This is a genomic window from Rhodococcus koreensis (genome assembly GCF_900105905.1).
GTDB classification, from domain to species: domain Bacteria; phylum Actinomycetota; class Actinomycetes; order Mycobacteriales; family Mycobacteriaceae; genus Rhodococcus_F; species Rhodococcus_F koreensis.
Window position 1 is genome coordinate 1 of record NZ_FNSV01000005.1, and the last position, 26,346, is coordinate 26,346.

A 26,346-nucleotide genomic window follows, 5' to 3' on the forward strand; every position below is an offset into this window, starting at 1 on the left:
GTGGAAGAGCAAGCACCTGTTCGGACCTTGGCGGCCGTCCTAGGGAAGGGCGCCCACTTGGGAGCTCTGCTATCGGCATTGAGCCCTCTGGGCCTGGGGCAGCCTGAAGTGATGAGCCTGCTGCGCGGCACTAGACCAATGACCCCCGAGGTGGTGGATGTGGTAGTCGCTGTTACTGGCGCCGATCGGGATCTGGTTGCCGAGACAGTACAACCATTGCCTGTCGAATTCGTCAGCGAAGTGGACCATCCGCGATGGCGAACCGTCTGGCAAGAACGAGCTCGGCAGGACGACACCGACGAATCGACCGCGCGGTTGCGTGCGAGCTACGAGATGTTCGCCTTAGCAGCCCGACAAACAGGCTCTCAGAAGCCGGACTGGTCGGCCCGTCTGGCGCAATTTCGCTCCTCTAAGAATAGGCAGGGGAATCCCTGATGCCGAGGATGTACATCTCCGAAGCTCAAACGCAGGCTCGGGCGATGATGAACGTCGTTGAGCGCATGCATCCCGGTGCGTTGGAGCGGCTACGGTCCGATTCGGTCGCGGAACTGGATCGATGGGATGAGCTCACAGTGATGCTCGTCGAGGAGACCCCGGGAGCTGACGGATGCTCAGTCGCCGGGAGCTACCAGCCTAATCCCCCGACGCTCGTGGTGACCGAGTCCAAGTCCTATCGGCGCAGCAAGTTCACTGCCCTGCACGAGCTCGGTCATCACCTTCAACAAACGGAACTGGATCTGGGAAACACGGTCTTCCTTCACAGCGACCCAGGCCGCTTCGAGGAGGAGGCCTGCGACGCTTTCGCCGCCCAAGTTCTCCTGCCGGACGTAGATCTCTTGCACAAGATCAACCCTCGGGGCCCGATCGCCCAGGACGTGGTCGACTTGTTCACGTCGTCCTCTTCAGCGTCACGAGAAGCGTGTTGTGTGTGGGCTGCAAGGCAGCTTCACGGTTCTGGTGCCGTTGTACTCCTCGACCGAAGTGGCACAGTTCTTTTCGCCGCATCCAAGAGTTTCATCCCGCCGGCGAAGGGATCCGATCAATCCCGGACGGACTTGATCGCCGCTGCACTCCGGAACCCCGGGGCCGGTGCCACCCGCGACAACACCCACGTTCTTTACCGGAACGGCGGCACCAGCGACTCGGTTTTCGGGCAAGCGAGGTGGTTCGACGACGAATACCTGGTCGCCATCCTTGTGACCGACAACGCAGCCTGGACCCCCCTCGCGCTCCCCCGACCCGGCACAGCCCGAAGTGGCGGCGGGCGTTGGTGGACCTGCGAAACGTGTGACGATCTCTTCACGATCACCGAACGCTGCCAGCTCTGCAAGGAACCGCAATGCCGCAACGGCCATTGCGGGTGCGATGTCGCCCGCACTACGAAGAACCGGGTTTGCCCGACGTGTTTCCTCCAGCTGCACCATTCTCGATTCGATGAGGGCAGCGCTGTCTGTCGCGACTGCGCCTGACCGGTTCAACCGTCCCCTCCGGACAATTCTCGCGATGTGACGTCAGACCTTGGTGAAGCCGATCCGCCGGATCGGCCATCACCAAGGGAGGCATCATGCCCTACCGCAGCGCGATCACCGGTCGGTACCTCAGCAAGGCATCCGCCGCCCGCCACCCGAAGACCTCGGTTCACGAGTCGTCGGCGACCAACCGCGACACCGGCACACACCATCGCGCCGTCTGTCGCGACTGCGCCCGACCGGTTCAACCGTCCCCTCCGGACAATTCTCGCGATGTGACGTCAGACCTTGGTGAAGCCGATCCGCCGGATCGGCCATCACCAAGGGAGGCATCATGCCCTACCGCAGCGCGATCACCGGTCGGTACCTCAGCAAGGCATCCGCCGCCCGCCACCCGAAGACCTCGGTTCACGAGTCGTCGGCGAGCAACCGCGACACCGGCACACACCATCGCAGCGCCGTCAGCGGACGGTATGTCACGGCAGAGGCCACCCGGCGGAGCCCGAAGAACACCGTCACCGAGAAACCGCTGACGACAGGCGGGGTGGGTAGGCCGGCGCTGTCGGCCTACCCCGCCGGTCCAGTTCCGGACTCGTGAGTGCGGAAGCTGGGAAATCAAGTGCAACAATACTGGTCGGTCCAAATGGGCAGACCAGAAACTGACAACAAGCGATAGAGAGGAGCCCACCGTGGCCCCTATAGAAAACACCCGAATCTACATCGACAGTGAACCGATCGACGTGAAGGAGCGGCGCCTCAACGGCGTCCAGCTGCGCACGCTCATCGCCCCGTCGCCCGAGAACCTGTGGCTCGACGTCGCCGACGCGCAGGACTATCCCATCGCACCCACAGAGACGGTGGCTATCGAGCCCGGCATGCGGTTCTTCACCGACCGGCCCCGCACCATCTACATCGACAAGGCTCCCTATGAAGTTCGCACGGCGGTGCTCACCGAGACCCAACTCCGTGCCCTGCCCACCCCCGCGATTCCCGACGACCACGGGATCTGGAAGGACATCCCGGACGACCTCGACGATCCAATCGACACCGGCGAGCTCGTCACCATCATCAGCGGAGACCGGTTCTTCACCAATCCCCTTCCCAAGAAGGAGATCCGCGTCACCGTCAATCGCCGTCCCGTCGTCCTCGACGGCGTCCGACAGACTGGCGCATCGATCAAGAAGTCCGCGATCGATCAGGGCGTACCCATCCAGATCGACTTCCTCCTCGCCCGCAAGAACGGCCCGAAGTTCAAGCCGGTCGGCGACGACGAGCACATTCGTGTCCGCAACGACGACGAGTTCCGCGCCAACGATGGGGACGACAACTCGTGACCACCACGACGACCACCGAGGCCATCGCGGAAGCGATCGAGGAACTCCAGCAGACGTTCGCGGACGCCACCGTCACTTTCGAAAGCGACGGGGCAGGCGGAGCATGGGTCACCATCGAATCCATCCAGCTCGGGGCGGTCTACGAGCAGGAGACCTCCTGGATCGCATTCCAGATCACCTTCCCGTACCCGGAAGCCGACGTGTACCCGCTGTTCGTACGTCCCGACCTGCGCCGCAAGGACGGCGACGGCCACGGGGAAGGCTTCCAGTCAGTGACCTGGGGTCCGCGCGGTGAACCCGGGACACAGCTGTCGCGTCGCAGTAACCGTCTCAATCCCGCAGTTGACACGGCCACGACGAAGGTCCTGAAGGTACTCAAATGGCTGAGCGAACAGTGAACGGCACATGGTCGGTCGTGATCACCGGGGAACAGTGGGCGCTCCTGTACGGGCACCTGTTCCCCGGTGACGGGGACGAACATGGCGCAATCTTGCGGTGCGGAATCGCCCGAAGCTCCCGCGGTACACGGCTCCTCGTTCACGATGTAGTGACAGCGGTCGATGGCATCGACTACATCGAGGGAAACCGCGGCTACCGAAAGCTGACAGCTAGGTTCGTCGCCGACAACATTGACACGTGCGCGGAGGAAGGCCTCGCTTACCTCGCCGTGCACAATCACGGCGGACGGGACCGCGTCGGCTTTTCGCGAACGGACGTGGCTTCCCACGAACGCGGATACCCTGCCCTGCTGGACATCAACGACGGTGTCCCCGTTGGGGCTCTGGTGTTCGCGAGCAATGCTGTCGCTGGCGATATCTGGACCAGCGACGGGAATCGTCACACCATCACACACCTGCGCGTTGCAGGACGGCCCCAGCTGACCCTCACCCCAGAACCGGTACCTGCCCGAGCGGCGGACCCGACGTACGACCGTCAGGCCCGCATCTTCGGTGATCGCGGTCAGGCGATCCTGGCCGGCTCCAAGGTCGCCGTCGTCGGCCTGGGTGGTATCGGCTCACTCATCGCCGAGTACCTCGCCCGACTCGGGGTCGGAGAACTCGTGTTCATCGACCCCGATCGAATCGACCCGACGAACCTGCCACGCGTCGTCGGTGCCCGCCGATCCGACGCCTGGTCACTGCTCCAGGACGAGGGCCGCCCAGGGTGGATGCAACGACTCGGTGCCCGCCTGGCAACGCCCAAGGTGAAGATCGCTGCGAGGGTCGCACGCCAGGCCTCCAAGACGGTGCGCATCACCGCGGTTCCGCGCTCAGTAGTCGACGCCGACGTCGCCGTACTGCTGACCGACTGCGATCACATCTTCCTCGCCGCTGACTCCGCGCTCGCCCGCCGGTTAGTCAATTCCGTCACCCACCAGTACCTCATTCCGAACACACAGGTCGGCTCCAAAGTCACTGTCATCGACAGTGCGGTTGCCGACATCTTTTCCGTCTCCAAAATGAGCAGTCCGGGCAGCGGGTGCCTGCAATGCAACGGCTTGATCCCCGCGTCGCGGCTCACCGAGGAAGCGACCAGCGCGATCCAGCGCCGCCGGCAACGTTACGTCGACGACGAGAACGTTCACGCACCGAGCGTGATCACACTCAACGCCGTCGCAGCATCGCGCGCCGTAGACGACTGGCTCATGACCATCGGCGGCCTCGCAGACCCGACCATAAGCGCTGACCACTGGGTCTCCCACCACCCACTTACCGACGAGGTAGTCGAACACGAACCAGCCAAATCACCGGACTGCCGCCACTGCGGGCCATCTCGTCTCGCGATCGGCGATGGTGCGAGCCTGCTCGCACGCCCCTAGGATGACGCCCGAGCTTAGATCGCGACAGTGCGGAGGGCCAGACGGGCCGCACCGTCACGGTCCGCGGCCAGCAATTAGCGCTGCCGTGCACCGAGCGGACACAATCCTGGTCGGGTACTCAGCGCCCCATGCCCGATCGCCGGCGGCGACGTTTGACATGATGCGCACGTGACTATCGCCCAAACCGCCGATGCCGTCACCCCCTGGTGGCAATCGATCGCCGTACCTACAGGGGTCATTCTCGCAGCGGTTATTGCCGGCACGGTCGCAGTTCGCACGGCACGCAAGACACCGCACGAGAACCTGCGGGAGCTAGCCGAGATCCGCGCGCTCCTCATCGAGGAGGCAGCAGAGGATATGGCGACCGAAGTGCGGAAACTTGATGCTGCGATCCGCGCCGAGGTCGACAAGATCGATCGACTCACGCGCGCCACAAGTCGTGGACGCTCCGCTGCTGCCGTCGAGTGGATCCGGCAGCGATCACCGTGGTTCGAGGTGGGTGCTGCAATCCTCCAGTTCGTTCCGCTGGGGTTGCTTTTAGTGGTCGACGTGGATAAGGCCCCCGGTTTTACTATCATGATCGTGAGCATCACGATTGCGGCCGCGATGTCCGTTGGAACTTATTTGCGCACTAAGATGACTGGGTGGGGACGGTGGCTACTTGCCCTAATTCTGATTGCTTGGGGACTCTTCGCGTCCAGTCAGATCCTGGTCTACCTAGCCTAGCTCCGCCGAGTTCCGACTTGGCCGACCGATTTATCCCCCGACCAGTAGGGTGAACAGCATCAATTCCAACGCCAGCGGCTCCCAGTCCGGAGCCGCTGCCGCAGTGCGAAACCGGTGATGGGAAGCGAATTCCACGGCTAGTAGAGCTACACGACACCGGCACGTTCCGATGGCTCAGCACCATTCCGTTCCGATTATCGTGGACGCTCCGCGAGCCATCGCTTTGGCTACTGGCGCGAGGCCAACCAGTGAATGGGCTAGAGCAGTAACTCGTTGCGCTGTGCCCGTTCCCGCTGGTCGTGGGCAGCGCGACCAGTGATCGCGTACATTCGGACATCGCGGATCCGGACGATGACATCCATGTGGCTCACTCAGCGCAATGTGGGGGGATCCCTGATCGCACGTTCCGCTCGACGGTCCAGATTCCAACACGGCAGCGCCGGTTCGGGCGGGGTGCTCTACACCCGTACCCCTCGCGCCTGTCGGCACCAAGACAACCAGTCGCGGTGCTCGAATGAATGGCACTGTGGCGCGGGTGCACTCGTCCATGGCTCTCAGATCGTACAGCGCTTCTGGTCGATTCCCCGGCGCCTCGAATCTCTCGCGTTACCGTGAGGCCAGCCTGCCTGGCAATTATTCGTCCACGAACTGGCCGTACTCCGCCCAGGCGGTGAATTGCCATTCCCAGGCGCGACAGACCCGTTCCCTTGGAAGTGCGCGGTCTTTCGGGTCGAGGAGCATCAGCCGTGCGTAGCGGCCGTCACCGATGACGATCGCGAGCAGGTATTGGCCGGGCTCGGCCTCGATCGCGCCCATCTCGTTGTTGGTCATCGAGAACCTGGCGTCGGGTCGGTCGACCTTCTTCACCTCGAGCATGACGGCGATTCCGGTGTTGTCAACGCCAACCAGGTCGTAGCCGAGGTTCTGTTTACTGACATCCTTCAGGTCCCAGCCGCGGGCGTTGAGCCAGTCCATCACCGCGACCTCGGCGGTGCGCCACCGCTGCATGACATCTGCAAACCCTTCGCGCAGCGCGACCTGCCGAGGTGGCGCCGGTTCGGCCCTCTCGGCGGCGCAGTGCCCGAGTTCGGCTGGGGCCGCATTCTGGATGGTGTCGAGCACCATCTGTTCGACCGGAGTTGCGGACCGTCCAAGGGCTCGAAGGTGCTCGGTGACGTACTGGGCAGCAGCGGACTGGGTGGCCGGGGACAGTGAAGTCACCACCTGTCCGAGGACGGGTCCAACGTCGAGGTTCGGTAGCCCGAACGCGACACGCAGTGCGCGGGCGGTGCCGATGTTGGTCTGGTCGTACAGTGCGCGCGGAGCTCCGGCCGGAAAGATGATGGTCAGGTCTTCGTCCGGAACTGCGAAGGGTGCGACCGCGAATGGGATGGACGCGTGGCGCAGTTCCTCACGCAGTGCGGTCAGGAAGCTCTGCTCTGCGGAGATGCCGCCGGTTGCGAGCAGCGATCGCGGATCTTCCATGATGGTCATGAGTTCCCACGCCCGGTCGAACCAGGCTGATGCCGGATTGCGAAGCTCGTTGGCCAGGATGGCGGCGGCGTCCTGCAAGACTGCGGTGGTGCTCGGGTCCGCGACCGTTGCGTGGGTGCGGGAGGGGTCTGTCAGGAGATCGCCGGAGACCACGAGTGGGGCTCCGATCCGGTCGTTGAGTGGGAGGAAGCAGGCCAGTCGTCCACGGGCGGTGCACAGCGACACCGCCTGCGCGTTCAGGGGTAGCGCCACCGTCGCGCTGGTGCCGGTGAGGACGACGAAGTGCGCGACTCGGTCGTCCCAGTGCAGTTCGAGTTGTTGTTCGTTGCGCACGGCGCGGTACTGGTGTGTGCGGCCGTCGGTGTGGATGGTCACCGACTCGATGGTGCGGAGGAAGAGCAGCGCGATCGGGTCGATCGGCCCGAGTACCGGAAGGTTGGGGCTGTGAGGATCGATGGTGAATGTGACACCGGCCCCGAACGGATTGGGGGTGCGCGTGACGGCGGTAGGGAGTCGGACCAGTGGAACGTCGTGAATTCCGGCGTGGTGGCCCGCGGTGGTGAGTAGCTCTGCGGCGGCCTGCCGATCGAAGGTGAAGGCGCATCCGGCTGTGGCGACGGTGATTCGGGAGGCGACGGCGGCGAGGGACTTGAATCCGATGCCTCGGTATCCGATCGTGTCGCCGCGGGTTTTCGTCGAACTCGCGCTGCGGCACAGAGCAGATGCATCGTCTCCGGTCATCGCGCGGCCGTCGTTGCGCCAGACCACGCGTCCCGACGACGACACCTCGATCTCGACGGAGCGGGACCCGGCATCATCGGAGTTCTGCAGCAGCTCGTACTGCACGCGGTCTCTGTATGTTTCCGCGAGCAGTGCCTCGATCCTGGCCAGTTCGCCGAACATGCCGGCAGCCTGCCGGTACTCAGCGACGAGGTCATCCTGCAGCCCGAGGACGGCGTCGATTAACTCCATGCGTTGTCCTCGATCCGCATGATCACCTTCGCCGCGGGCTCGGAGAAGTCATCCGGGTTGAAGTCCTCATCGATCCGCCACGAGGCCACCCGCCCCGGAGTTCGACCGTCTTCCGACACTGGCACCTCAATACCGAGGCGCACGCGTACCTGCTCGAGGAGAAATCCTGTTTCGTCGAGGAAGTCGAATGATAGTTGCGGAACCGGGCACTCGAACGGGGTCAATTCGGCCAGGGGGGTTTCGGCTGTGATCCACGATTTTCCCTCGCGATGCTGTGTCGCCAACTCGTCGATGGTTCCCACGGTCACGCGCCCAGAGGCCTGGATTCCTCCGTAGGTCGCGTTGTCATCGGCATGGGTGAAAACGTGGATCTGGTTCACTGCCAATTGGGTGCCTGGGCGCGTTGTGTCGTCGACGACTTCGAGGGGGATCGGCTCGATTCCCACGGGAATGTAGGGCATGTGTCCGTTCCCCTCGTAACCGTCGTAGGCAGTGACGGTGAGGGTGAGGTCGTCGTGGTCGATCGCCTCGTAGGTGTGGACGAACCAGTCATTCTCGGAGAACCGAACCGGGCGAGTCGCTTCTTTCGTGGACACGAACACCGGGCGGAAGGTCGCTTCGTGCTCGGACAGCTTGGGTGATCTGATCGCGATCACCACCGGTGGCGGATAGTCGCGGCTGTGGCCGAAGCAGTCGGTCCAATCGTCCGAGTTGAAACGGAGCACCCCGGACACAGCGAGCTTGTGGAAGTGGTTTCCCTTCCCGTAGTCCTCTGTCGATACCCGTGCGCGAACATCCTGCACTTCCCATCCCCGGACAGAGAGAGCGAGTTCGTCGATCGACACCGCAACCTCTGTTGTGGCGCGCGTCTTGTTTTCCTTTTTCGCAACGCGGGTCTTCTTCTTGACCGGTGGCGTCGCCCCGCCGTTTGAGGTCGGCGCTTGTGGAGCTGTGGGACGAATCCGGTCCGCAGGTGGTGCGGTATCCGTTGCAGGCAATGGAGCCACGTTCAGGGGCTGCTCGGTACGACCGGCCGATGGTGCATTGTTGTCAGTCCTGTGCGCAGCGTCCGGGAGTGGTTGAGCCGGAGGCACGGCCACGGGATGTACATCCGCTGGCGGAGTGTGCTGGGGTGCGACCCACTGGGTGTGTGACGTCCAGACGCGTCCATCCCACCAACGCAACATCCCCGGAACGCTGTGATCCCAGTACCAGCCGGGTCCGGGAGTCGTCATTTCTGACACCCGCGCAGAAGATCGTAGGCGCGGTGCGGATCACGAGGCATCCGCCAGCCGGCAGGGCTCTCTCGTGCGGTCACGTCCTGATCAAACCCCACGGATCGGACACATGTCCGTCGTTCCGACCGCTGCGTCCTGAGCAATCTCGACACCGTTCACCCTCCTCCGTTCCCTTGCCAGTAACTCCGTCGAACATCATGGAATGCCCAGGTGCCGCGCGGCACTACCTGGCGCTAGTTGGCGGATTGCCAGCGCATCTTGCCGTCCTTTGCTGTCGCGCACACCATCGGCTTGCCGGTGCTGGAGACGCCGGTCCCGCCGGAACAGAACGCCCCGGGATGCACCGTCGCCGGCCCCGAGGACGCCGGCGGGGTGTACGCGGGCGGCGGCGGTACATACGCGGGCGTGGTCACCACCGGTGGCGGCACGTACGCCGGGGTCGTGACGGGCGGCGGGATGTAAGCCGGCGGCGTGGTCACCGCTACCGGCGTCGTCGACGGGGCGGGGGCACGAGCCACCGACGACGACGTCGCCGCCGCCGCCGAGGCCGAGGCCGAGGCCGAGACTGACGTTGTCACCCGGGTCGTACTGGTCGCCGCGGTCGTGCTGGTTGCGACGACACTCGCCGGTGCCGGTTTTGCCTGCTCAGTGTTGTTGGTGAACGCGCCAACCGCGATCACACCTACCACGGCCGCGCCGGCGACCCACGGCCACTTCTTCCGCTTCGGCCCGCTGCTGGCCGGCGCCTGAAGCACCGCGGTCTGATCGCTCGTCGGGACGCGGGGCTGGGTGTGCCCGGTCCACTGCGCACCGTCCCAGTAGCGCAGCGAGTTCTGGGGATCCTCCGGATCAGGCTGCCAGGACGCGGGAGTTGTCATAGGGGCAATTGATAGCAGACGAACCGGACACCTACAGCACCGGTTCCTGCCATGTCATTCGCCTGAATGACACTGCCACCGAGGGCGATTGAGGGTAAGTCTCGGACAATATAGGTGCATCACCACACGACCCGCGCAGGGAAGTGACACGTCTCCGAGGTCAACTCCGGCACGCCGGCGGATGCCGAGCACCATCAGGTCGGGTGCCAAATCGGAATCAGAACATCCAAGACGCAACGCGCTGTGTCACCGTCGGTCGATGTACGCCTGCCGTCAGAGTGACTGCCACTGATGCGTGATCCCTGCGCAGACCCCGTATTGGTCGAACTGGAGCGCGAAGTGGGAGTTGTAGGACCAGTTCGAGGTGTGCTGCCACTGCAACAGGTAGCTGCCGTCGGCGCCGATGACACTACGGCTCTGTGGGCGCCCGAGCGCCGCGACGATCTCGGCCTCGGTCCGAGCAGTCGGATCGCCCATGACGCGCATCCGTTTGGCGAAGTTGCCGAAGGTCGCACGGCCAGGCATCGGGCCCGGGTGCTTCCGGGTCGCCCAGACGCAGTCCGCCGGCACCGGGTCGCCCGGCTTCGGCGGCCGCGAACCATCGAACCGCGGCCGCAGATCCGGCGGTGGCTGGCTTCCGTACGCAACGAACCCCTCCGGCGGCACGGCCGGCTCCTCCGCGGACGCGGCAGACACCCGCGGAGGCGACGGTTGCGTCGGGGACTCACGGCCATTGAACGCCGCCTCCGGACCGCTCCCGAACCCCGTCGTCGTGGTGACCGTTCCCAAGAAGCTACGTACCGTTGTCTCGGTGGGCGGCCCGGTGGGCGTCTGCGCGGGGGTCTCGACAACCAGGTGCGCCCACGGCGCCATCGCGCCCAGGTGCCGGCGGACGAGGTCGATGTCACTGTCGTGAGCGAAGCGCCCGAACGAATGCTCCTGCCCGGCACGGTCGGTGAGAACAAGGAACTCTCCGCTCGCCCGGGCCGCCACAACGATCCGGGCGACGTCGCCGAGATCGAGTGCCACCTTCGGCCCCCGCTTGGACAGATCCTGAACCAAGGCCGCCATGACCCGCACGTTGGTTACCACCAGCCCATCGCACAGCGGTTTCAAGCTGCTGACCCGCGCGATCAGGGTGACCACTTCCCCCTGCCGGCACACAGGAGCGATCTTGCCCAGCCAGTTAGCGGCCACCGAATCCTTGACGGACGCACCCCGCAGAATCATCAGCAGACCTCCACACCGCAGCCGTAAACCCAATCGAGCGAAGGATCGCAGATGTCGACTGTATCCGCCCCACCGACACGCACCATGACGACGCGAAACCGCAGGGCAACCCGAGACCCTGAACATCGCGGGTGTCACAGGTCATCAAAGATCCGGCGCCCGGCTGGTCCAACACTCCGGGGTGTGTGGATGGGACGAAAAAGACGCACGCGGCGACTCGATCTGGAGACGCAGCACTGGGCGTTGTTGGCTGCCCGCGTGGGCGGCATCCCGCGATCCTCGGGAAAACACGGCCAGCCTCCCGCCCATCGGAGGGACAGGCTGCTTTTGTATCTATTAACTGATCTGGAGTCGGGGGACCTGGCTTTCGGAGGCCGGATCGGAACTCATTTATCAGCGAAGAACGGTTGGAGGACGCGCATCGTGGCACGGCTTGGACGAGAACGTGCGGAGGTGATGGTCACCGTCAAGACGTATCCGTCGCCGTCTGACAAATACGGGGAAACCGTCTGCGTCGCCGGAGTGCGTACTGATACCCCGTCACCGTCATGGATCCGTCTCTATCCCGTCCGGTTCCGCTACAGCGACGGCGGATATCAGTTCAAGAAATACGAGAGAATCTCCGTCGACATCGTCGCGCATGGCTCAAAGGACCCTCGCGTCGAGTCGTATCGGCCGGATGCCGACTCGATAGAGTCGCTCGGCGTCGTCCAATCGGACGGTGATACATGGGCAAGCCGACGCGTGCTGGTGGGCGATCTGATCGGTGAGACCACGACGTGTGCACTCATCGCCACCAACCGGATGAGCACCATGGACCAGGCGGCCCCGTCGCTGGGGCTTGTAAAGCCGATCGTCACCCGGGTGGAACTGCTCCAAGGCGAAGACTGGAATCCCAAGCAGCAGGCGAAGGTCGATCGCGCCAGCCAACCGACCCTGATGGGGGACGAACTCACACCCCTGGAACCGGCCCCACTCGGAGTCCGGTATCACTACCGATGCGCCGAAATCGGCTGCCCTGGACATAAACAGAAGGTCATCGACTGGGAACTCGGACAAGCAGGGAGGCGGTGGATCCGGGACGTTGGAGAAAAGGAAGCCGCGAAACGAGTCCTGTCCAAATGGGAAGATGAGCTCTGCGCCGCCGAGCGGGACACGCATTTCTACATCGGGAATCAGCACCAAAGGCGGACAACCTTTTCCGTTCTCGGTACGTGGTACGCACGACCAGAGGAGCCGACGCTCTTCTAGACGTGTACGACCGCGATGTCCGGGCACGTTTCACGCAGCGCGTCGACGACGAGGTTGCGGTGACACGTCGAATGGTCTCGCTCGAAGCACAGCAATGCCACTACTCCCCCATCGAGGAGCTCCACCACATGTTGGAGCGCATCCGTCGCTTCCGCGGTACCGAGCACCTCCCGGAACCGGTCGCGGCTCTCCGGCGCACCGTGCCGGAATCCGTCCCGATTGTCCTTCGGGTTACCCAACGCCTTGTAATGGACATACTCGATGCCGACCGCGCGAAGAGCTGCTGCGAGTTTTGTCTTCGATAGTCCCGGCTTCCGTGACAACGGGGTCAGCCGCACGTCGACCAAGACCTGCACGTTCTCCAGCTTCAGCCGATCGACCAACTCCTTCGCGCTGCGTCCTTCGTAACCGACACTGACCAAGGCGGAGGTGAGAGATGTTGATCGGGCCATGTGATCATCATGCCGCACGAAACGGTGAGTTCGACGCAGGCCTCCTCACTCACATCGCGTCCTGGGGTCTGCGTGATGGAGCTGAGCGACCGGTGGCCCCGCGCGCCCTGTGGTCTGTCACCGATGGTCGATCTCGGGCTCCGGTGCGCGGTCCGTTGCCTCGGTGTCCGTTGCGGCCCACGTTCGTTCCAGCTGTCCACCCGCGGTGCGTTCCCGGCGTTCGACGTGCTCCGGACCCCGGTCCACCGCAAACGTCCTGTACAGGTCGTAGCGGGTGACGGCCGCCGATTCCTCGCTGACCTCACGGGCATTGACCTCACTAACCGATTTGCCGTGCAGCGGTTTGCCGTCGGGCAACCGCGTATCGGTGAACAGACGGTCGACGGCCGAGAGCGGGAGCCACCGCCCACCCATCCGGGACGCCGGGTCGTCGCCGGATGCAGTCAGTGCGGCGGTCAGGCCCTGCTGCCACCGGTGCACGATCCGGGCGGTAGCAAGCTCCCGAGAGGCTTCGACGTCGGCGACGTGGATCGTGTAGCGCTCCCGCTCGAGGCGGGTCACCAGCTCCGTTGCCCACGGCTTCCAGGCCATGGTGCCGTCGATGATCACGTTCTCCCCCACCGACAACGACTGTGCCACGGCCGTTTCGAGCAGAAGATTCGACTCCATGTGCACCAGCGCGCACAGCTCGTTCGGATAGAACCGGCTCGGCTGCCCCGGCGCCGCCCGAAGCTCCTCGGGCAGCATTTGCTGCAGCGAGCCGTCCTCTACTGCCGCCGCGACGAGGCGGAGTTTGAACTCGTCCGCATCCAGATGCCGCCACGACTGCAGGTTCTTCCCCACCAGATGGGCTTGGGCGGTGGATTTGCCGGCGCCGGGCGGTCCGGCCATCAGGATGGACACCCGGTCCCGGCGGACCTGAGTACATGAGCTGCGCCAGTCCACGAGGATCCGCTCGTGCAGCCGCAACCGTGCCCGGGTGGGGATCGGTTCACCCTTGATTCGGCGGAAGTACCGGCGGTCGTTGATCGTGGCGTGGGGGGCGTCGATCGTCAGCGGGCCGCCCGGACTGGACAGCGAGGCGAGGAAGGCACGGCGATCCTCGAATTCGTCGGTTGGCACAGGTCAGTCGGCCAGTGCGTCGAGGATCAGGTCGTAGTCCTCATCGGTGAGGAAACCGTGGGTGAGCGCGCGGCCGACCTGGTGGTTGAAGCCGCCCTCGGCGTGGGGGCGGACGTCGTCGACGTCCGGGTAGGCGGTCGGCGCCGTCGGCGTGTCGTACTCCCAGCCGATCAGCTCGGCGCGCATCGTTGCCGGATCGATCTCGCCTGCCGCGCACCGGGCGGCGATCTCGTAGGCTGTGCCGCCGTGGGTGCCGGGACGGACGTCCGGGGCCTCGATGCGGGCCCGCTGGAGCATCTGGCTGATCGCGGGCTGGCTGACGCCGTTGACCTGCGCCAGCCGGGTCTGGGTGACCCCGCCCTCGTACAGTTGCCGCAAGTTGCGGAGGAATCCGATATGCGCGACCACCTCACGTGCCCGGTTCTCGGCCATGCTGGTGAACAACCGGTCCCGGTCCATCATGATGGACATAACCCACACCTCCCTCTATAAGCTATCTTATACCCGCAGTTCCAGGCCGTAAAGTCCGCCACACCGCCGAGCAGACACCCTACGACTCATGGGCGGCGGCCCCACGCCAATCCGCACGGAGGCAATCAGGTCGGATCCCACAGCGATGGTTCGAGACTGTTGAGCTCATCGAGCACCTGATCGACCGCGGTGGTCGGGATCCGGAAGTCTGCGCCCTCCGACGCCCGGAGGCGGTCGCGTACGGAGGCGAGCATGGCGAGTTCACGTTCGAGGTCGGCTGCGGTGCGGTCGCTCACGAACCCATCCTGCCCCGCGCCGGTAGCGATCAGAATCGTGCCGCCTCGGTGGCGTCGAGAAGAACGCCGGCAGCACGGCCTTCGTCGGCGAGCACTCTGCTTCTGGGGACATGCTGTCACCGCAGGTCAGATGCCCCATCCTGCGAACCCGTCCTCGACCGGACGGATCACCGGTCGTCCGGCCGGCCGGATGTCTGCGGCCCGTACTGTTCGCTCCATGTCCGCACGCCCCGGCAGCAACCTCAACACCGACGCCGCGCTGCCGTCCCTGGCCACCGACGACACCTCAGCAGCTCCCCACATCCTCGCGGCGGCGGCCCGGACCGGAACGGACATCGAGCTGCGGATTCACACATCCATCACCCGGTTCGACGTCGCCGCCGAGCAGTGGTTCCCCGCTGTAGCCGGCTTCGTTGTGACGGTCCTCGTGTACATCGTCGACGCGGCGACGGGTGGGCTACGGTATCTGCCGCCCGCCGAGCCTGCCGAGTGGGCGCGGGCGATCTTCTCCACCGCCGGCGCCGCGCACGGCTACTTCCTCGGTGCCGTCGACCCGAACACCGGCGGCCACCGGCGCGGGCAGCTCGCGTACCGGCTCTACCTCGGCACCGACCGGCAGCCGATATCCGTGCCGCGGCAGCTGGTCACCTGCCCGCACTACCTACTACCTGGCCTCGACGGCAGAGCCGAGATCACCATTCCCACCACGGCTTGATCCCACGGCAGAAACCAGATACCGCGGTGCCGACACAACTCGGCCACACAAGGTCGGCCAGGGGCCATCGGGAAAGCCTGCGAACGAATACGTTTCGGATCACGAACTGCAATCACGGTTGTCGTGCGGCCACCCTTTCACCACGACGACGACCTCCGAAGCGCATCCCCTCCCCACCCCCGCCGGCCAAACATCGCCCCTCGGCCACGCCCTCGGGTCAGGTCAAATCCTCGCTGGAAGCGGAGGCTGCATTGTCCTTGATCGACGCAATCCCGTTCTGGGCCGCCGCCTTCGAGGTGTATCCCTGGCTGGCCGCGATACATCGACGCCTCCGGTTAGTTGCGATGGTCCCGGACGACAGGTTCATCACGGTGATCCCGGACGACAGGTTCATCACGGTGATCCCGGACGACAGGTTCATCACGGTGATCCCGGACCACCGGCGGCTCCGCGACCGGTGGCGGATCGACAACGGGTGGTTCTTCGACCGGCGGGTCGGCGACCGGCGGGTCGGCGACCGGCGGGTCGGCGACCGGCGGTTCTTCGACCGGCGGATCGACAACGGGTGGCTCCACAAACGGCGGATCGGCCACCGGCGGCGGATCCGCGACCGGCGGCGGCGGGGGCGAACCGGGATCCGCGGGAGCCGGGCCGACGACCGGGCCCGGGTTCACAGGGGCCGGGCCGGGGTTCGCAGGGGGCGGGCCGACGATCGGTCCCGGGATCGCGGCGGCTGGGCCGGGGTTCGCGGCGGCATCACCGGACGGGTCACCCCCGACGGCTCCTCCCACAATCACGCCACCATCGGACCCGACGATTCCGGGAACATCGCCGGGGATTTGCGTCCGCGCGTCCGCGATGTCCCTGCCGGGCTGCGGGGCGCTTTCGGGAACGACCTGCACAGTGGTGCCGTGCTCCCGGCCGGGAAGCGCAATGCCGCGCAGGTCGTCCGCGAGGACGATGGCAGTCGTCGCGGCCAGGGAAATTGACAACGCCGCGAGGGAGCCGATCGCGATGCGGGCGCCGGTGTTTCGAGCCATAAAAGTGCCTCCGACAGGGGGTACGGGATGGGATGACAGGCCCTATCCTGCGGCCCCGACAAACGTCGGGACAGGCACCCGAGGGTCACTGTCGCCCACCCGAAGGGGCGCGCGGATACCCATCGGTGTAACTACAGCCGCCCCGAGCCTGGTTGACCTTTCGACATCCTGTGTGAATGTCCGCGTGCGGGTTTCGAATCAGTTCACAGGGTTGTGATGCTCCCTTGCCAGGGCAGGCGGGCGCGGCGCCCGACGGTCCTGGCCGGGGCTGCCGGTGGCTATGCGCCACTGCACTATCGGACACGACCTCCACATGACATCCGCGCGACCAGATCGAAAGGCTATTACCTCTGGTGTGTCTGACCAGCCCAATACACTGCCACCTGATGGACACTGCACGCATCACCGTCAGCCCTGAGTTCGGCCTCATCATGGCCGAAGACCTGGTCAACCTCGACCGCGACTGGGTCGAATCGGTCCGCACCCATTTCGTCTGCGAGACCGACGGTTGCGACGCCCGAGTCGTCGCAGTCATCGGTCGCCCACCACTGCAACGCCGAACACCGCACTTCCGCTCTCACCCCGACGCGGTGCACGAACCCGAATGCCCCTACGCCGACGTCGTCGTCGAAGCCACTGGCAACGGCGGCGATCCCGAGAACCCGCTCACCGGCCGACACTCGTACCCCAGCCGGCTCGTGCCCCTCACCGAGCGGACCGTCACCGATCCCACCAGCGACGACACAGCCGACCATATCCGCAGCGGACCGACCTCACGCCGCACCAGAGGAAACGGCTCCGGCACAGTCGACCATCACACCCGCGGAATCGCCCGCACGATCCGCCCACTCTGCCGGACCTTTATCGCGCACCCCGATCACCGGCGAGACATGCTCATCGACATCCCCGACATCGATACCACCCACTACCAGTTCGCATTCAAACGCCTACGCGACACCACCGAGCCTCTCACCCGGGAGCGAAACCGCCGCATCTTCTACGCACCGTTGCGCATCTTCGAGCAACCCAACGAAACCGAGGAAACCGAGGACCGTACCGTCATCACCCTCTACGCCGGCCGACGCGACGCGGCCGATCATCGGCTCACCCGCGCCTACCGCATTCTCGTCGACCACACCGACTGGACCGACAGCCGCATCCGAACCCTTCGGCGCGACCTACGCGACGCGCGAGCCGAAGCGAAAAGCGACTACCACACCGGCAACCCTACGAAGACCTGGGCATTCTTCATCGGATCGCAGGACACCGACGACCCCGCCACCTTCCGGGTCGCCAACCCCGTCCACATTTGCTTCATCACGGCCGAGATCACATACCCGACGTTTTGAACCGTAGCTATAGCAGGACTGTTGTGGTGCACGACGTGTCGTCACGCGCCGGATCAGCGAGACCTGCGACCGGAGAGGGACACTGCGCAGCGCAAGGCGCCCGGAACGACGAGCCGCTCACCCGTGAACGCACGCCAGTGACGGTGCTCGCCGACCAAGCTCCGCATTATGGAGGTCGAATTGGCTCTGGCCGGCATAAGGCTCCTGCCGCGCTGTCTAACACGTCGCGGCGTAAGCCGCTATGCCGTCACGGCTTTGAGCATGCAACCACGCGAACTTGCCCAGGCCCCGAAAGGCCAGCGCGTACGCGCTCGCGCCGGGTTCCTTCGTGGTGTAGTGCTCAATGTGTTCGACGGCAGCGCGCGTGAGCTTCGCTCGTTCGGGAATCGTTGGTTTACGCCTGTTCATGATTCGTTTCTAGCTGACCTCAACCGCTTACGATGCGCGCGACAGGCCGACTGTCCGACCTTCAGTCCGGTGGCGAGAAGTGGCACCGCGTTCAGCGATCCGTCGTACTGGCCGGACCCCTCCGCGCATACTCGAAAATGGACGATCCACAGTGAGGAGAGCCGATGACCCACGATCCCGATCTGGGCGTGCTGGTGCGCCGTGTCGGATCCACGAGCGCGTGGACCACCCCGGACATGACCGCATACGTCAACGAGGACCATCTCCAGCGGATCATCGCCGAGGACCCCGACCGAGTACCCGGCGTCCCCGAGGGCGCCATCGCGGTCCGCGAATTGCCGACCTCCGCCGGGCCCGCCGACGTGTGCATCGTCAGTCCCGATGGCGCCCTGACGATCGTCGAATGCAAGCTCGCCTCGAACTCCGAACGCCGACGCATGGTGATCGGCCAGGTCCTCGACTACGCGGCCGCGATCTGGCGCGACGGCGACACCGCATTCCACGAGCAGTGGGCCCGGCGCGGTGGCAACGACCTCCACGCCCTGGGTGAGGGCGGATACGAGCAGCTGGGCCGCAACATCGCCGCCGGCCGCCTCCACCTCTGCCTCGCCGTCGACCAGATCGACGCCGACCTCCGGCGACTCGTCGAGTACCTCAACCAGATCACCCGCCACGACATCACGGTCACCGCCCTACAATTGAGCTACGCCCGGCACGGCGACCTCGAGATCCTGATCCCCTCCACCTACGGCGGCGAGATCGCCGCAGCCAAGGCCCGCGCTGCGGCCGGCACCACCACCCGGTGGACGAAGGACACCTTCCTCGACAGCATCGGCTCCGACACCGACCGCGCAAGCGCCGAGAAACTCTTCGCGCTCCTCGACCAGGTCGACGACCGGCGCGGAACCCACGACGACCTCTGGTACGGCAACAAACCCGGCGGTGGCGTCTTCTTCCACCCCTACGGGCTGCGGTACGCGCCGATCCAACTGTGGATCAACAAGTCCGGGCAGCTGATGGCCTACGGGAACTGGTACCAGTACGACAAGATCAAATACCACCACGGGTTCGCCGAACTCGCCCACCTCGTCGGTCAGGACCACCAATCCACTGCGAAAGGTTTCCCCATCGCCGACCTTACCGACCTCGACCAGTTCTGGTCTATCACTCTGCGATGCGCCGAACACATCAACCGGCCCGACGCCGAGCCCGATCACCGGGACGTGGACCCCGACACCGCAATCGTCTGAACCAAACCTGCGCCGCTTCTCCGCCGGCGCAGCCCCTCACCCACCCGGGATGGTTCGGGTCGGGGGCAAACTCCACCAGATGATCAATGGCGCGGGAACGGGGCGGATTGCACCCCGCACCACTCACACTGAAAGCCAGGATCATCCGTCGCCAGGAGCTCGATTTCTCGACACATCATCCGCTCGGGGACCTGCCCAAAGGTCAACCGACCAGGGGACGGTAACTCTCGAGTTTGAGAAGGGACCGCACGTATCCCGCTTCCGCCACGGCCGTCACCTCGTCGAGGTAGGCCAGGACGGCCGGATCGGCGACCTCGAGGTCGAGACACATCTGTTCAGCGATCCAACGCCGAATCGCGTCGTGGGAGGTCATTTTAATCACCATCTACGGGGTACCCGCCGGGGACGGTCGCCACTCATCGACCCTGCCGAATGGCCCCGACGATGCGCCGTCCGAGGAGGCAGTTCCATCCAGGGCCGAGGTCGCACAAGGGACTCCCGGACGATCACGGGCCGTGGTCGTCTTCCCGCCGGCTGCACCGACCTTCGAGTTGTACTGCGCAGTCCCGCTGTGCCGTTGAGGAAAACCAGGCTCGGCGACGAGGACTTCGGGTTGCGGACGCCGGTCACCGAATATCTACGACGAGACCGAAGTCGTCGCGGAGAGAGTCGATGACACGATTCCGGGCCCATCCCCGGTCGGCGAGATCACCCGTGGCGTCGATGCTGATGTCCGGTGGTGTGCCCCGTTCGACCAGCATTCACGGCGCGTTCGTCCTGGCCGTGGCGGCACCGATACCGCACCCCCGCCGCGGTTGGGGTGCCGATCAGGATGTTCGTGCAGGTGATGCGGGAGTCGCGGTAGTCCCGCCACGTGCACCCAGTGAGCGAGCCGTCCTGGTTGATCGCCGCCAACCCGGCCTGGGTGTCGAGGACCGCGACCGTGATGTCCTCACCCACAATCATCCGGGTGAGCGACACTTCGGCAAGGGCCGTGTCGGAGAGCATTCCGGTCTTGGGGATGTCGGTGCCGCGCAGGATTCCCTCGGCGACCACCGCACCCACCGACAACCCGACGTACAGGTAGCCACCCAGCAGTGAGCCGCCGGGACAAACGCGGTCGTCGTGGACCGGGTCGAACCGGCCCTGCCGCGGTACCCGCGTGGTGCGGGTGTTGATCGCCAGCGCGTTCTCGAGCGGGGCGATGGCGGTGGAGTTGAAGCTGTTCGGCGGGAAGGCGCTGTCGGTGCGGTGGATCCGCCACAACTCGGTGCCGGCCCCAATGATGTCGGTGTGCGCGGGTGCGCCGTTGTACGTTCGCACCCGCTCACATGCCCCGGCGTGCCACGTCGAGGACATTGTCGATCGCGATCTCGGTCAGCTCGCCGGCCTCGAGGTCCTCGAGGGGGCTGCGGCCGTCGAGGATCTCGGTGGCGGTCAGCCACCACGACGCCGCACCATACGGGTCCTGAGCCACCGCGAGCCGCCGGTTCGCGTACTTCACCTGGTCATAAATCTGGTGGCGTGCCCGGTCGAACTGGAACAGCGGGTACCGGTAGTCCGGGCGGGTGCCGATCGGCAACCCGATCAACTCCCCCGCCTTCCGCCGTTTCTGTGCGACGCTGCGGATCGGCTCACTGGTCGGCGCCAGGATCGTCGCGACCTCCTTGGAGTCGATCACCTCGACGGCGTCGAGGACCGACCGGCGGGCCGAGGCCCGCGGCCCAGTGTCATGGGTGTCGGTGACGGACGCGATCAGCGACTGCGCGAGCTGCAACCGCTCCGTCTGCGACAGGGCGGCCGCGGAAAACTGGGTGAGCGCCGTGACCACGTCCCCGCCCGCCTCCTCTGCCCCCAGTGCTGCCAGGCCGTGACCGCGCCGACCTGGGCGGGGCCCGGGATCCGGCGTCTTCTCGCTTGCCTGGACCAGGGCGAGGCGGAACTCCGCGAAATACGTACCCAGCGCCCGCTCGAGCCCCTCGACACGGATCGACTCGGACATCCGCGCCACCACCACCGGATCGATCGCAGGAACAGGTCCCGAGGAGAACGCTTCGGCACTCATCCAACCCTCCCAGGTACGATCGTCACAACTACGTACCTATCGTACCTTCGAGCGGTCGATCCGTCGATGCCCGAGACCAGCGGCCCAAACGGGGGCCAGTGTGATCGACGGTCACCTCGTCCGCGCCCCGCGAACCCGGCGCCATCCTCGTGCGCGATTACCCCGCCCCGTACCCCGGCACCGCTGACACGGACCATCGCCCACCGCATGGCGCCGAAGGCCATGACCCCCACCGGCTCATGGCCTTCGCGACAGGATGTCCACGGTGTGCACCGGAGCGATGTTGGAAACTCACGCGACCGGCTTCTCCACCTGAGCGTCACGGAAAGCACGCTCGATCTCGGACGGAATTCGGCCACGCGAGGACACCTCATGACCCGCCCCGAGCGCCCACTCACGAATCTCCCTCGACGACGGCTTACCCGCCGGAGCCTTACTCACCACTTCCCTCGCCGCCGGCACTTTCGCCGCGACCGGCTTCTTCCCGGCCGACTTCTCCCCACCTCTTTTCTTCTCTGGCGTCTTGGTCGCTGCTGTCTTCTTCGCGGCCGTCTTCGTCGTGGGAGCCGTGCTCACCGTCGCCGGCTTCACCGGAACCGTCGCGGCGGTCTTCTTCGCGGCGGTCTTCTTCGCGGCGGTCTTCTTCGCGGCTGCCTTCTTCGCGGCTGCCTTCTTTACCGGCGCCGCCTTTGCCTGGACCTGCTCCGCCCGAGCGTCATGGAAGGCCTGCTGAATCTCGACCGGAATTCGGCCACGCGAGGACACCTCATGACCCGCGCCGATCGCCCACTCACGAATCTCTCTCGACGAATTCTTCGCCGGAGCCTTACTCACCGCTTCCCTCGTCGCCGGCACCTTCGCGGCGACCGCCTTCTTTACGGCTGTCTTCTTCGCGGCCGTTTTCGTCGCCGGAGCCGATACAGCCTGAGTATTCTTCGCCTGAGCCGTCGCCGCGGCCGTGTTCCTGACAGCTGCCTTCTTTACCGGCGCCGCCTTTGGCTGAACCTGCTTCGCCCGAGCGTCATGGAAGGCCTGCTGAATTTCGGCCGGAATTCGGCCGCGCGAAGACACCACATGACCCGCGGCGATCGCCCACTCACGAATCTCCCTCGACGAATTCTTCGCCGGAGCCTTACTCACCACCTCCCCCGCCGCCAGCACCTTCGCCGCGACCGGCATCTTCACAGCCGTCTTCTCCGTGGCCGTTTTCGTCGTAGCCTTTTTCTTCTCAGCTGTCTTCTTCGCGGCTGTCTTCGTCGCCGCAGCCGTGCTCGCCGTCGCCGCCTTCCCCGGAGCCTTCGCCCGCTTTCCCGAAGTCGTCGCCGCGACCGGCTTCTTCACAGCCGTCTTTGTCGCGGCCGTCTTCTTTACCGGCGTCGCTTTTTCCTGAACCGTCTTCGGCTGAGCGTCATAGAAGGCCTGCTCGATCTCGGCCGAGATCCGGCCGCGCAAGGACACCTCGCGGCCCTGCCCGATCGCCCACTCGCGAATTTCTTTGGTTGTCTTCTTCGTCGAACTGTCAGAACTCCTCGGTGATATCGCCATGTGTCTCCTTCTTCGCTGGGTTAATGTCGAACGCACACAGTAACGGCAGGCGGGTACTCCCGGTAATCAGGAAATTCTTCCGAGCTGAGATTTCATTGTTCCCAACCCATTGCCGATCTGGGCATGCCGACACGATCTTCCTGGAGTCCCCACTCGCGACGCACCTAGGCGTCAGGCAGATAGAGTGCGACTCAGTTTGGCAGTCAATAACTTTGGCTGCCGCAGCACGATAGAGCAACGTTGGGATCTTCGCTACAGGGCAGGCGGTATCCATCAGGCCGAGTCGCTCCGATCTGGATCAGCGATTCTCGATCGTATGTCTATCACGTAGGAATGCGCATCTGCGGGTTTCCTCGAGTGAACCCCGATCCAGACAGCCCCACCCCATTGCGAGCAAAGAATAATCAAGATCAGTGACCAATCAGCGAATCGCAGCTCGCCTCCCGGACAAGCAAGCCGAGCGGGTCCGCGTCAGATGACCCGCGAGACGTTCACCAGAGGACGGGACCCGCTCAAGGTCGCAAATAGACACCGCAGCAGTCTGACTCAGCTGGCCTGTTTCAGGTCGCCGTAATAGGTGTGCGCCTTGGCAGCGAGCAACCACAGGGGTCTTTGGTGCCCTCCCGGGCATAGCCTTTTTCGAGCTCACCGCCTTCATGCCCGCGACATGTCCGGGGGTGCGTCGGTGAACCGGACGCCGATCGATGACCGGCATCCGATCGATGATGGAGATGCAACCAGGGAGTTGGTGTGGCACCGGCTTGTCACGTTGCGTCGGCTTGGGGCGATACCCAGATCATGCGGGTGAGGAAAGCTGCAATAGGTGCCAGCGCTCTTGTCGCGATCGCAACCGCGAGCTGCGCCTGCTCGCCCGAGGACACAGAATCGCGCGAACCGGCCGTCTTCGTCCAATCCACACAGTTCGCACCGTCGCCGGCGCCGATCACCGATCTTGTGCCCACCGCCGAGCAACTGACCGCCCTGTACAACGCCACCACCAACTACTCCATACGCGAGGAGGACCGGGCGCGACTTCTGGAGGGTCCCAGCGACCAGACCCTGCCGATCGCGCGGGCCTGGGGTGCCCCACCCTCACCCCAATACCTCCAGTTCACCGCCATGGAACTCGTCGGCCCAGAGATGGTCAACGCGATTGGGCAGGGCCACATCGAAGGCATGGACCCTTACCCGGTGGGACCAATTCCCTTCGTGCGTTTCAACAACGAGTGGAGGCTATCGCGCGCCTTCGTCTGTGGTGGATTGTTTCTCGCCGCACCACACGTCTGTGGCTGAGGCTTCGCCCGGCACGCGCGGCAAGTTCGACTTCCACTGCCGCTGAGCAACAAACTCGACGAACTCGCGCAGCGTCAGCACCGCAAGCCCAGCGAACTCATGCCCGAGGCAGTCGAGGAATACATCCAGGAGCACTCCGCGTGAACACCTCCGCGAGTTTTCCGGCCTACCGGTCAACGCGCGGAAACAACCCGCCCTTCGATTCCGTTGCACAATCGAAGGGAGGGGAAGCGGAGATCCTGCGGGAGGTGAGCATGCGTCGGGAGGAACCGGCACTAGTACCGGTGGCCACGCCGGTCCGGTGGTGGCGACTGCGCCCGTGGAGCCGCAACCACCTGATGCGGGCCAGCGACCGCATTGAGGCCACCCTGGTGATGCTCGCCGCGGCCGTGGTCCTGCTGTTGATCCCCGTCGCGGCCGCGTTCGGCTCCACCACGCACACCCGGTTGGAACAGCAAGCCCAGGCGCTGCGGGCCGCCGTGCACCCCGTACCGGCAGTGTTGCTCGAGGACACCTACCTCGCCCCAGACTCCCCCGAGTACACGATCCGCCCCGCCGGCGCCCAGAACACCGCCCGCGCCCGCTGGACCACACCCCACGGGGATCACGTCGCCGCCGTGCCCACCGACACCCCCGCGAAGGCCGGCCAGACCATCACCATCGACGTGGACGCCGACGGCAACCTCACCGGCCCCATCCCCGACACCCGGGAAAACACCGCCCTGGCCGTGACCGCCGCCTGCGGGCTGTGGGCACTCGCGGCCGGCGCCGTCCTACTCTCCACGGCCCTCGCACACCGACAATTCACCCGAAACCGGTTGCGGCGCTGGGCACAGGAGTGGAAACAATTCGACATACCACCGAGAGAACCCCACTAAAGCGCCGGGTCGCGTACCCCCGCCCGCCAACCAAATCAAAGTGACATCACCGCCCACCTCGGGGTGCCCGATCCCTGCACCACACCGCACTGCGCATGCTCCGATCTGCAATAGAAGAACGCAATCGTCGATCACGAGAACGCCCGATCACAGCGCGTTCACACCCCCGGCCCGGAGCCGACCCACATCGACAATTCCGACGGGCTGCGGGGAGATAATCCTGCACGCTGCGCCTGCACCCGACGCCGTACGACAAACCTGCGGCGCGGCGCTTCGCAACTTGACGAGAAACCCACGCAGCTGGTCCCTGATCGACTGCCCCGCTCCTCCGGTCGACGGGCGCCGAACGGCATCCCTGCCAGGTGTCAGGGTTGCGGGACCTCGACACTGGTGGGAATTGGTCGCGCACCTTGTTCACTTCCTGCTCGACCCTCTCCACCGCCGAGTCGTTGTTCAGGACCGTGACGACGCCGGCGGCAGGCGATCGAGACGACGATCGCCGACCCGCTCAGTACCAGACCGGCGATCGCCACACCCTTCCCGGTGATCCCCACCCTCCGGGCCGCCCGCAGAGGATCAACCCGATGATGCCCAGCACCAAACCGACCGGGGACAGGATCACGATCAGCACACACACGAACGCGGCAGTCCCGACGGCAGCGCGAACGCCCCGGACGCGCGGCCCTCGAGACCGCCGAACAGGGCATAGCGGGACTCAGCGGGCGCGAGAGGTGATGCATCCGCGACAGCGCCGACCCGACCCGACCCGCTGACGGACACCGTGTTGATCGAACTCGACCCCGTTACGGCCGGTTCGGCCGATCCGCCGCTCGCCGCCGCGACCGCACCCCGGGACCCGGGCGCGTTCGGCGCACCCCACGCGCGCACGGAGGGCCGTCGGCCGGACGAGGTACGCGTTCGGGCGATGATTGTTTCCGCGCACCTGCTCCCCTTGCCGGTCGTGGGGCGCTATCCGTGGCCGCCGTGCACGGTCCGGCACCGGCCCTCACGGTGGTCGGCGACGCTGGCGAACGTGACGGTGGATGTGATG

The 26,346-nt window shown here is 65.3% G+C and carries 28 protein-coding genes and 3 pseudogenes; 16 read left to right on the forward strand and 15 right to left on the reverse strand.

What is annotated here, in order from left to right; genetic code table 11:
* The 7 genes from BLV94_RS48400 to BLV94_RS04240 all read left to right on the forward strand — a co-directional run.
* The coding region (locus tag BLV94_RS48400; protein WP_208613688.1) for a hypothetical protein at positions 1-435 on the forward strand (435 nt) is incomplete at its 5' end.
* 44 nt (positions 436-479) lie between these two features.
* The gene (locus BLV94_RS47715; RefSeq protein ID WP_167372118.1) at positions 480-1,469 is read left to right on the forward strand and encodes an ImmA/IrrE family metallo-endopeptidase; all 990 of its coding nucleotides are present in this window, start codon (positions 480-482) and stop codon (positions 1,467-1,469) included.
* Between the two features lie 334 nt (positions 1,470-1,803).
* Positions 1,804-2,067, forward strand: coding sequence for a hypothetical protein (locus tag BLV94_RS04220; protein WP_072948260.1), 264 nt, complete (start codon positions 1,804-1,806; stop codon positions 2,065-2,067).
* 91 nt (positions 2,068-2,158) lie between these two features.
* The gene (locus BLV94_RS04225) at positions 2,159-2,803 is read left to right on the forward strand and encodes a multiubiquitin domain-containing protein (RefSeq protein WP_072948258.1); all 645 of its coding nucleotides are present in this window, start codon (positions 2,159-2,161) and stop codon (positions 2,801-2,803) included.
* The gene (locus tag BLV94_RS04230; RefSeq protein ID WP_083395460.1) at positions 2,800-3,201 is read left to right on the forward strand and encodes a hypothetical protein; all 402 of its coding nucleotides are present in this window, start codon (positions 2,800-2,802) and stop codon (positions 3,199-3,201) included. The genes BLV94_RS04225 and BLV94_RS04230 overlap by 4 nt, the downstream gene beginning before the upstream one ends.
* Complete coding sequence (locus tag BLV94_RS04235; RefSeq protein ID WP_072948256.1) at positions 3,183-4,622, forward strand: ThiF family adenylyltransferase; 1,440 nt, start codon at positions 3,183-3,185, stop codon at positions 4,620-4,622. The genes BLV94_RS04230 and BLV94_RS04235 overlap by 19 nt, the downstream gene beginning before the upstream one ends.
* Positions 4,623-4,790: 168 nt before the next feature.
* Complete coding sequence (locus BLV94_RS04240; RefSeq protein ID WP_072948254.1) at positions 4,791-5,348, forward strand: hypothetical protein; 558 nt, start codon at positions 4,791-4,793, stop codon at positions 5,346-5,348.
* 633 nt (positions 5,349-5,981) lie between these two features.
* Here BLV94_RS04240 and BLV94_RS04245 read toward each other — a convergent pair.
* The 3 genes and pseudogenes from BLV94_RS04245 to BLV94_RS51460 all read right to left on the reverse strand — a co-directional run.
* The gene (locus BLV94_RS04245) at positions 5,982-7,814 is read right to left on the reverse strand and encodes a sacsin N-terminal ATP-binding-like domain-containing protein (protein ID WP_072948253.1); all 1,833 of its coding nucleotides are present in this window, start codon (positions 7,812-7,814) and stop codon (positions 5,982-5,984) included.
* Entirely contained in the window at positions 7,805-8,812 is a 1,008-nt protein-coding gene (locus BLV94_RS04250; RefSeq protein ID WP_244163877.1) for a hypothetical protein, read from the reverse strand. The genes BLV94_RS04245 and BLV94_RS04250 overlap by 10 nt, the downstream gene beginning before the upstream one ends.
* 141 nt (positions 8,813-8,953) lie before the next feature.
* Positions 8,954-9,049 (reverse strand): annotated as a pseudogene (locus tag BLV94_RS51460) (DUF2510 domain-containing protein); the annotation flags it as partial.
* Positions 9,050-9,310: 261 nt separating this feature from the next.
* Here BLV94_RS51460 and BLV94_RS50425 point away from each other — a divergent pair.
* Both BLV94_RS50425 and BLV94_RS50430 read left to right on the forward strand, forming a co-directional pair.
* Positions 9,311-9,514: a hypothetical protein gene (locus BLV94_RS50425; protein WP_176583106.1), complete on the forward strand. Its 204-nt coding sequence runs from the start codon at positions 9,311-9,313 to the stop codon at positions 9,512-9,514.
* A gap of 9 nt (positions 9,515-9,523) precedes the next feature.
* Positions 9,524-9,802 carry a hypothetical protein gene (locus tag BLV94_RS50430; protein ID WP_176583105.1) on the forward strand — a complete coding sequence of 93 codons (279 nt, stop codon included), beginning with the start codon at positions 9,524-9,526 and terminating at the stop codon, positions 9,800-9,802.
* Between the two features lie 29 nt (positions 9,803-9,831).
* On the opposite strand, the pseudogene BLV94_RS52000 reads toward BLV94_RS50430, so the two are convergent.
* Both BLV94_RS52000 and BLV94_RS04260 read right to left on the reverse strand, forming a co-directional pair.
* Positions 9,832-9,930: pseudogene (locus BLV94_RS52000) on the reverse strand (DUF2510 domain-containing protein); the annotation flags it as partial.
* Positions 9,931-10,203: 273 nt separating this feature from the next.
* Complete coding sequence (locus BLV94_RS04260) at positions 10,204-11,160, reverse strand: hypothetical protein (RefSeq protein ID WP_072948249.1); 957 nt, start codon at positions 11,158-11,160, stop codon at positions 10,204-10,206.
* 456 nt (positions 11,161-11,616) lie between these two features.
* Between BLV94_RS04260 and BLV94_RS04265 the strand changes: the two genes are divergently transcribed.
* Positions 11,617-12,411, forward strand: a complete 795-nt coding sequence (locus tag BLV94_RS04265) for a hypothetical protein (RefSeq protein ID WP_072948246.1) — start codon at positions 11,617-11,619, stop codon at positions 12,409-12,411.
* Here the strand turns inward: BLV94_RS04265 and BLV94_RS04270 are convergent.
* The 4 genes from BLV94_RS04270 to BLV94_RS49300 form a co-directional block, all read right to left on the reverse strand.
* Complete coding sequence (locus BLV94_RS04270) at positions 12,408-12,863, reverse strand: DUF488 domain-containing protein (RefSeq protein WP_072948244.1); 456 nt, start codon at positions 12,861-12,863, stop codon at positions 12,408-12,410. The genes BLV94_RS04265 and BLV94_RS04270 overlap by 4 nt on opposite strands.
* A 117-nt stretch (positions 12,864-12,980) precedes the next feature.
* Positions 12,981-13,985, reverse strand: a complete 1,005-nt coding sequence (locus BLV94_RS04275) for a zeta toxin family protein (protein ID WP_072948243.1) — start codon at positions 13,983-13,985, stop codon at positions 12,981-12,983.
* A 3-nt stretch (positions 13,986-13,988) separates the two neighbouring features.
* Entirely contained in the window at positions 13,989-14,456 is a 468-nt protein-coding gene (locus BLV94_RS04280) for a hypothetical protein (protein WP_072948241.1), read from the reverse strand.
* Positions 14,457-14,581: 125 nt separating this feature from the next.
* A complete protein-coding gene (locus BLV94_RS49300; protein ID WP_167372119.1) occupies positions 14,582-14,752 on the reverse strand; it encodes a hypothetical protein in 171 nt (56 codons plus the stop codon).
* A gap of 217 nt (positions 14,753-14,969) precedes the next feature.
* Between BLV94_RS49300 and BLV94_RS04285 the strand changes: the two genes are divergently transcribed.
* Positions 14,970-15,467: an N-formylglutamate amidohydrolase gene (locus BLV94_RS04285; protein WP_072948240.1), complete on the forward strand. Its 498-nt coding sequence runs from the start codon at positions 14,970-14,972 to the stop codon at positions 15,465-15,467.
* 217 nt (positions 15,468-15,684) lie between these two features.
* On the opposite strand, the gene BLV94_RS52005 is transcribed toward BLV94_RS04285, so the two are convergent.
* On the reverse strand, positions 15,685-15,888 hold the full coding sequence (locus tag BLV94_RS52005; RefSeq protein WP_425272488.1) for a YegP family protein: 204 nt from the start codon (positions 15,886-15,888) through the stop codon (positions 15,685-15,687).
* 4 nt (positions 15,889-15,892) lie between these two features.
* Between BLV94_RS52005 and BLV94_RS49890 the strand changes: the two genes are divergently transcribed.
* From BLV94_RS49890 to BLV94_RS50435, 3 genes are all read left to right on the forward strand, one after another.
* Entirely contained in the window at positions 15,893-16,456 is a 564-nt protein-coding gene (locus BLV94_RS49890; RefSeq protein WP_143051334.1) for a hypothetical protein, read from the forward strand.
* 437 nt (positions 16,457-16,893) lie between these two features.
* Positions 16,894-17,856 (forward strand): hypothetical protein, encoded by a 963-nt coding sequence (locus BLV94_RS04300; protein ID WP_244163491.1) that lies wholly within the window; start codon positions 16,894-16,896, stop codon positions 17,854-17,856.
* A 572-nt stretch (positions 17,857-18,428) separates the two neighbouring features.
* Positions 18,429-19,514, forward strand: a complete 1,086-nt coding sequence (locus BLV94_RS50435) for a PDDEXK family nuclease (protein ID WP_244163492.1) — start codon at positions 18,429-18,431, stop codon at positions 19,512-19,514.
* 202 nt (positions 19,515-19,716) lie between these two features.
* On the opposite strand, the gene BLV94_RS04310 is transcribed toward BLV94_RS50435, so the two are convergent.
* From BLV94_RS04310 to BLV94_RS04325, 4 genes are all read right to left on the reverse strand, one after another.
* Positions 19,717-19,887, reverse strand: coding sequence for a hypothetical protein (locus BLV94_RS04310; RefSeq protein ID WP_244163493.1), 171 nt, complete (start codon positions 19,885-19,887; stop codon positions 19,717-19,719).
* 335 nt (positions 19,888-20,222) lie between these two features.
* Complete coding sequence (locus tag BLV94_RS04315) at positions 20,223-20,873, reverse strand: hypothetical protein (RefSeq protein WP_244163494.1); 651 nt, start codon at positions 20,871-20,873, stop codon at positions 20,223-20,225.
* A complete protein-coding gene (locus tag BLV94_RS04320) occupies positions 20,842-21,579 on the reverse strand; it encodes a hypothetical protein (RefSeq protein ID WP_072948232.1) in 738 nt (245 codons plus the stop codon). The genes BLV94_RS04315 and BLV94_RS04320 overlap by 32 nt, the downstream gene beginning before the upstream one ends.
* Before the next feature lie 291 nt (positions 21,580-21,870).
* Positions 21,871-23,124 carry an Lsr2 family DNA-binding protein gene (locus tag BLV94_RS04325; RefSeq protein WP_244163495.1) on the reverse strand — a complete coding sequence of 418 codons (1,254 nt, stop codon included), beginning with the start codon at positions 23,122-23,124 and terminating at the stop codon, positions 21,871-21,873.
* Positions 23,125-23,874: 750 nt separating this feature from the next.
* Here BLV94_RS04325 and BLV94_RS04330 point away from each other — a divergent pair.
* The gene (locus BLV94_RS04330) at positions 23,875-24,417 is read left to right on the forward strand and encodes an MTB12 C-terminal domain-containing protein (protein ID WP_244163496.1); all 543 of its coding nucleotides are present in this window, start codon (positions 23,875-23,877) and stop codon (positions 24,415-24,417) included.
* 254 nt (positions 24,418-24,671) lie between these two features.
* Positions 24,672-25,295, forward strand: coding sequence for an Rv1733c family protein (locus BLV94_RS04335; protein ID WP_072948280.1), 624 nt, complete (start codon positions 24,672-24,674; stop codon positions 25,293-25,295).
* A gap of 365 nt (positions 25,296-25,660) precedes the next feature.
* On the opposite strand, the pseudogene BLV94_RS50440 reads toward BLV94_RS04335, so the two are convergent.
* Positions 25,661-25,953: pseudogene (locus BLV94_RS50440) on the reverse strand (DUF4190 domain-containing protein); the annotation flags it as partial.
* Positions 25,954-26,346 lie beyond the last annotated feature (393 nt).

Coding starts and splice junctions, on each gene's coding strand:
- BLV94_RS47715 (WP_167372118.1), top strand. CDS start 480: ATGATGAACGTCGTTGAGCGCATGCATCCCGGTGCGTTGGAGCGGCTA.
- BLV94_RS04285 (WP_072948240.1), top strand. CDS start 14,970: ATGTCCGCACGCCCCGGCAGCAACCTCAACACCGACGCCGCGCTGCCG.
- BLV94_RS04315 (WP_244163494.1), bottom strand. CDS start 20,873: ATGTCCTCGACGTGGCACGCCGGGGCATGTGAGCGGGTGCGAACGTAC.
- BLV94_RS04245 (WP_072948253.1), bottom strand. CDS start 7,814: ATGGAGTTAATCGACGCCGTCCTCGGGCTGCAGGATGACCTCGTCGCT.
- BLV94_RS04335 (WP_072948280.1), top strand. CDS start 24,672: ATGCGTCGGGAGGAACCGGCACTAGTACCGGTGGCCACGCCGGTCCGG.
- BLV94_RS04300 (WP_244163491.1), top strand. CDS start 16,894: ATGGACACTGCACGCATCACCGTCAGCCCTGAGTTCGGCCTCATCATG.
- BLV94_RS04260 (WP_072948249.1), bottom strand. CDS start 11,160: ATGATTCTGCGGGGTGCGTCCGTCAAGGATTCGGTGGCCGCTAACTGG.
- BLV94_RS04265 (WP_072948246.1), top strand. CDS start 11,617: ATGGTCACCGTCAAGACGTATCCGTCGCCGTCTGACAAATACGGGGAA.
- BLV94_RS04270 (WP_072948244.1), bottom strand. CDS start 12,863: ATGGCCCGATCAACATCTCTCACCTCCGCCTTGGTCAGTGTCGGTTAC.
- BLV94_RS04280 (WP_072948241.1), bottom strand. CDS start 14,456: ATGTCCATCATGATGGACCGGGACCGGTTGTTCACCAGCATGGCCGAG.
- BLV94_RS04320 (WP_072948232.1), bottom strand. CDS start 21,579: ATGAGTGCCGAAGCGTTCTCCTCGGGACCTGTTCCTGCGATCGATCCG.
- BLV94_RS50435 (WP_244163492.1), top strand. CDS start 18,429: ATGACCCACGATCCCGATCTGGGCGTGCTGGTGCGCCGTGTCGGATCC.
- BLV94_RS52005 (WP_425272488.1), bottom strand. CDS start 15,888: ATGAACCTGTCGTCCGGGATCACCGTGATGAACCTGTCGTCCGGGATC.
- BLV94_RS04235 (WP_072948256.1), top strand. CDS start 3,183: ATGGCTGAGCGAACAGTGAACGGCACATGGTCGGTCGTGATCACCGGG.
- BLV94_RS04220 (WP_072948260.1), top strand. CDS start 1,804: ATGCCCTACCGCAGCGCGATCACCGGTCGGTACCTCAGCAAGGCATCC.
- BLV94_RS04325 (WP_244163495.1), bottom strand. CDS start 23,124: ATGGCGATATCACCGAGGAGTTCTGACAGTTCGACGAAGAAGACAACC.
- BLV94_RS04310 (WP_244163493.1), bottom strand. CDS start 19,887: ATGACCTCCCACGACGCGATTCGGCGTTGGATCGCTGAACAGATGTGT.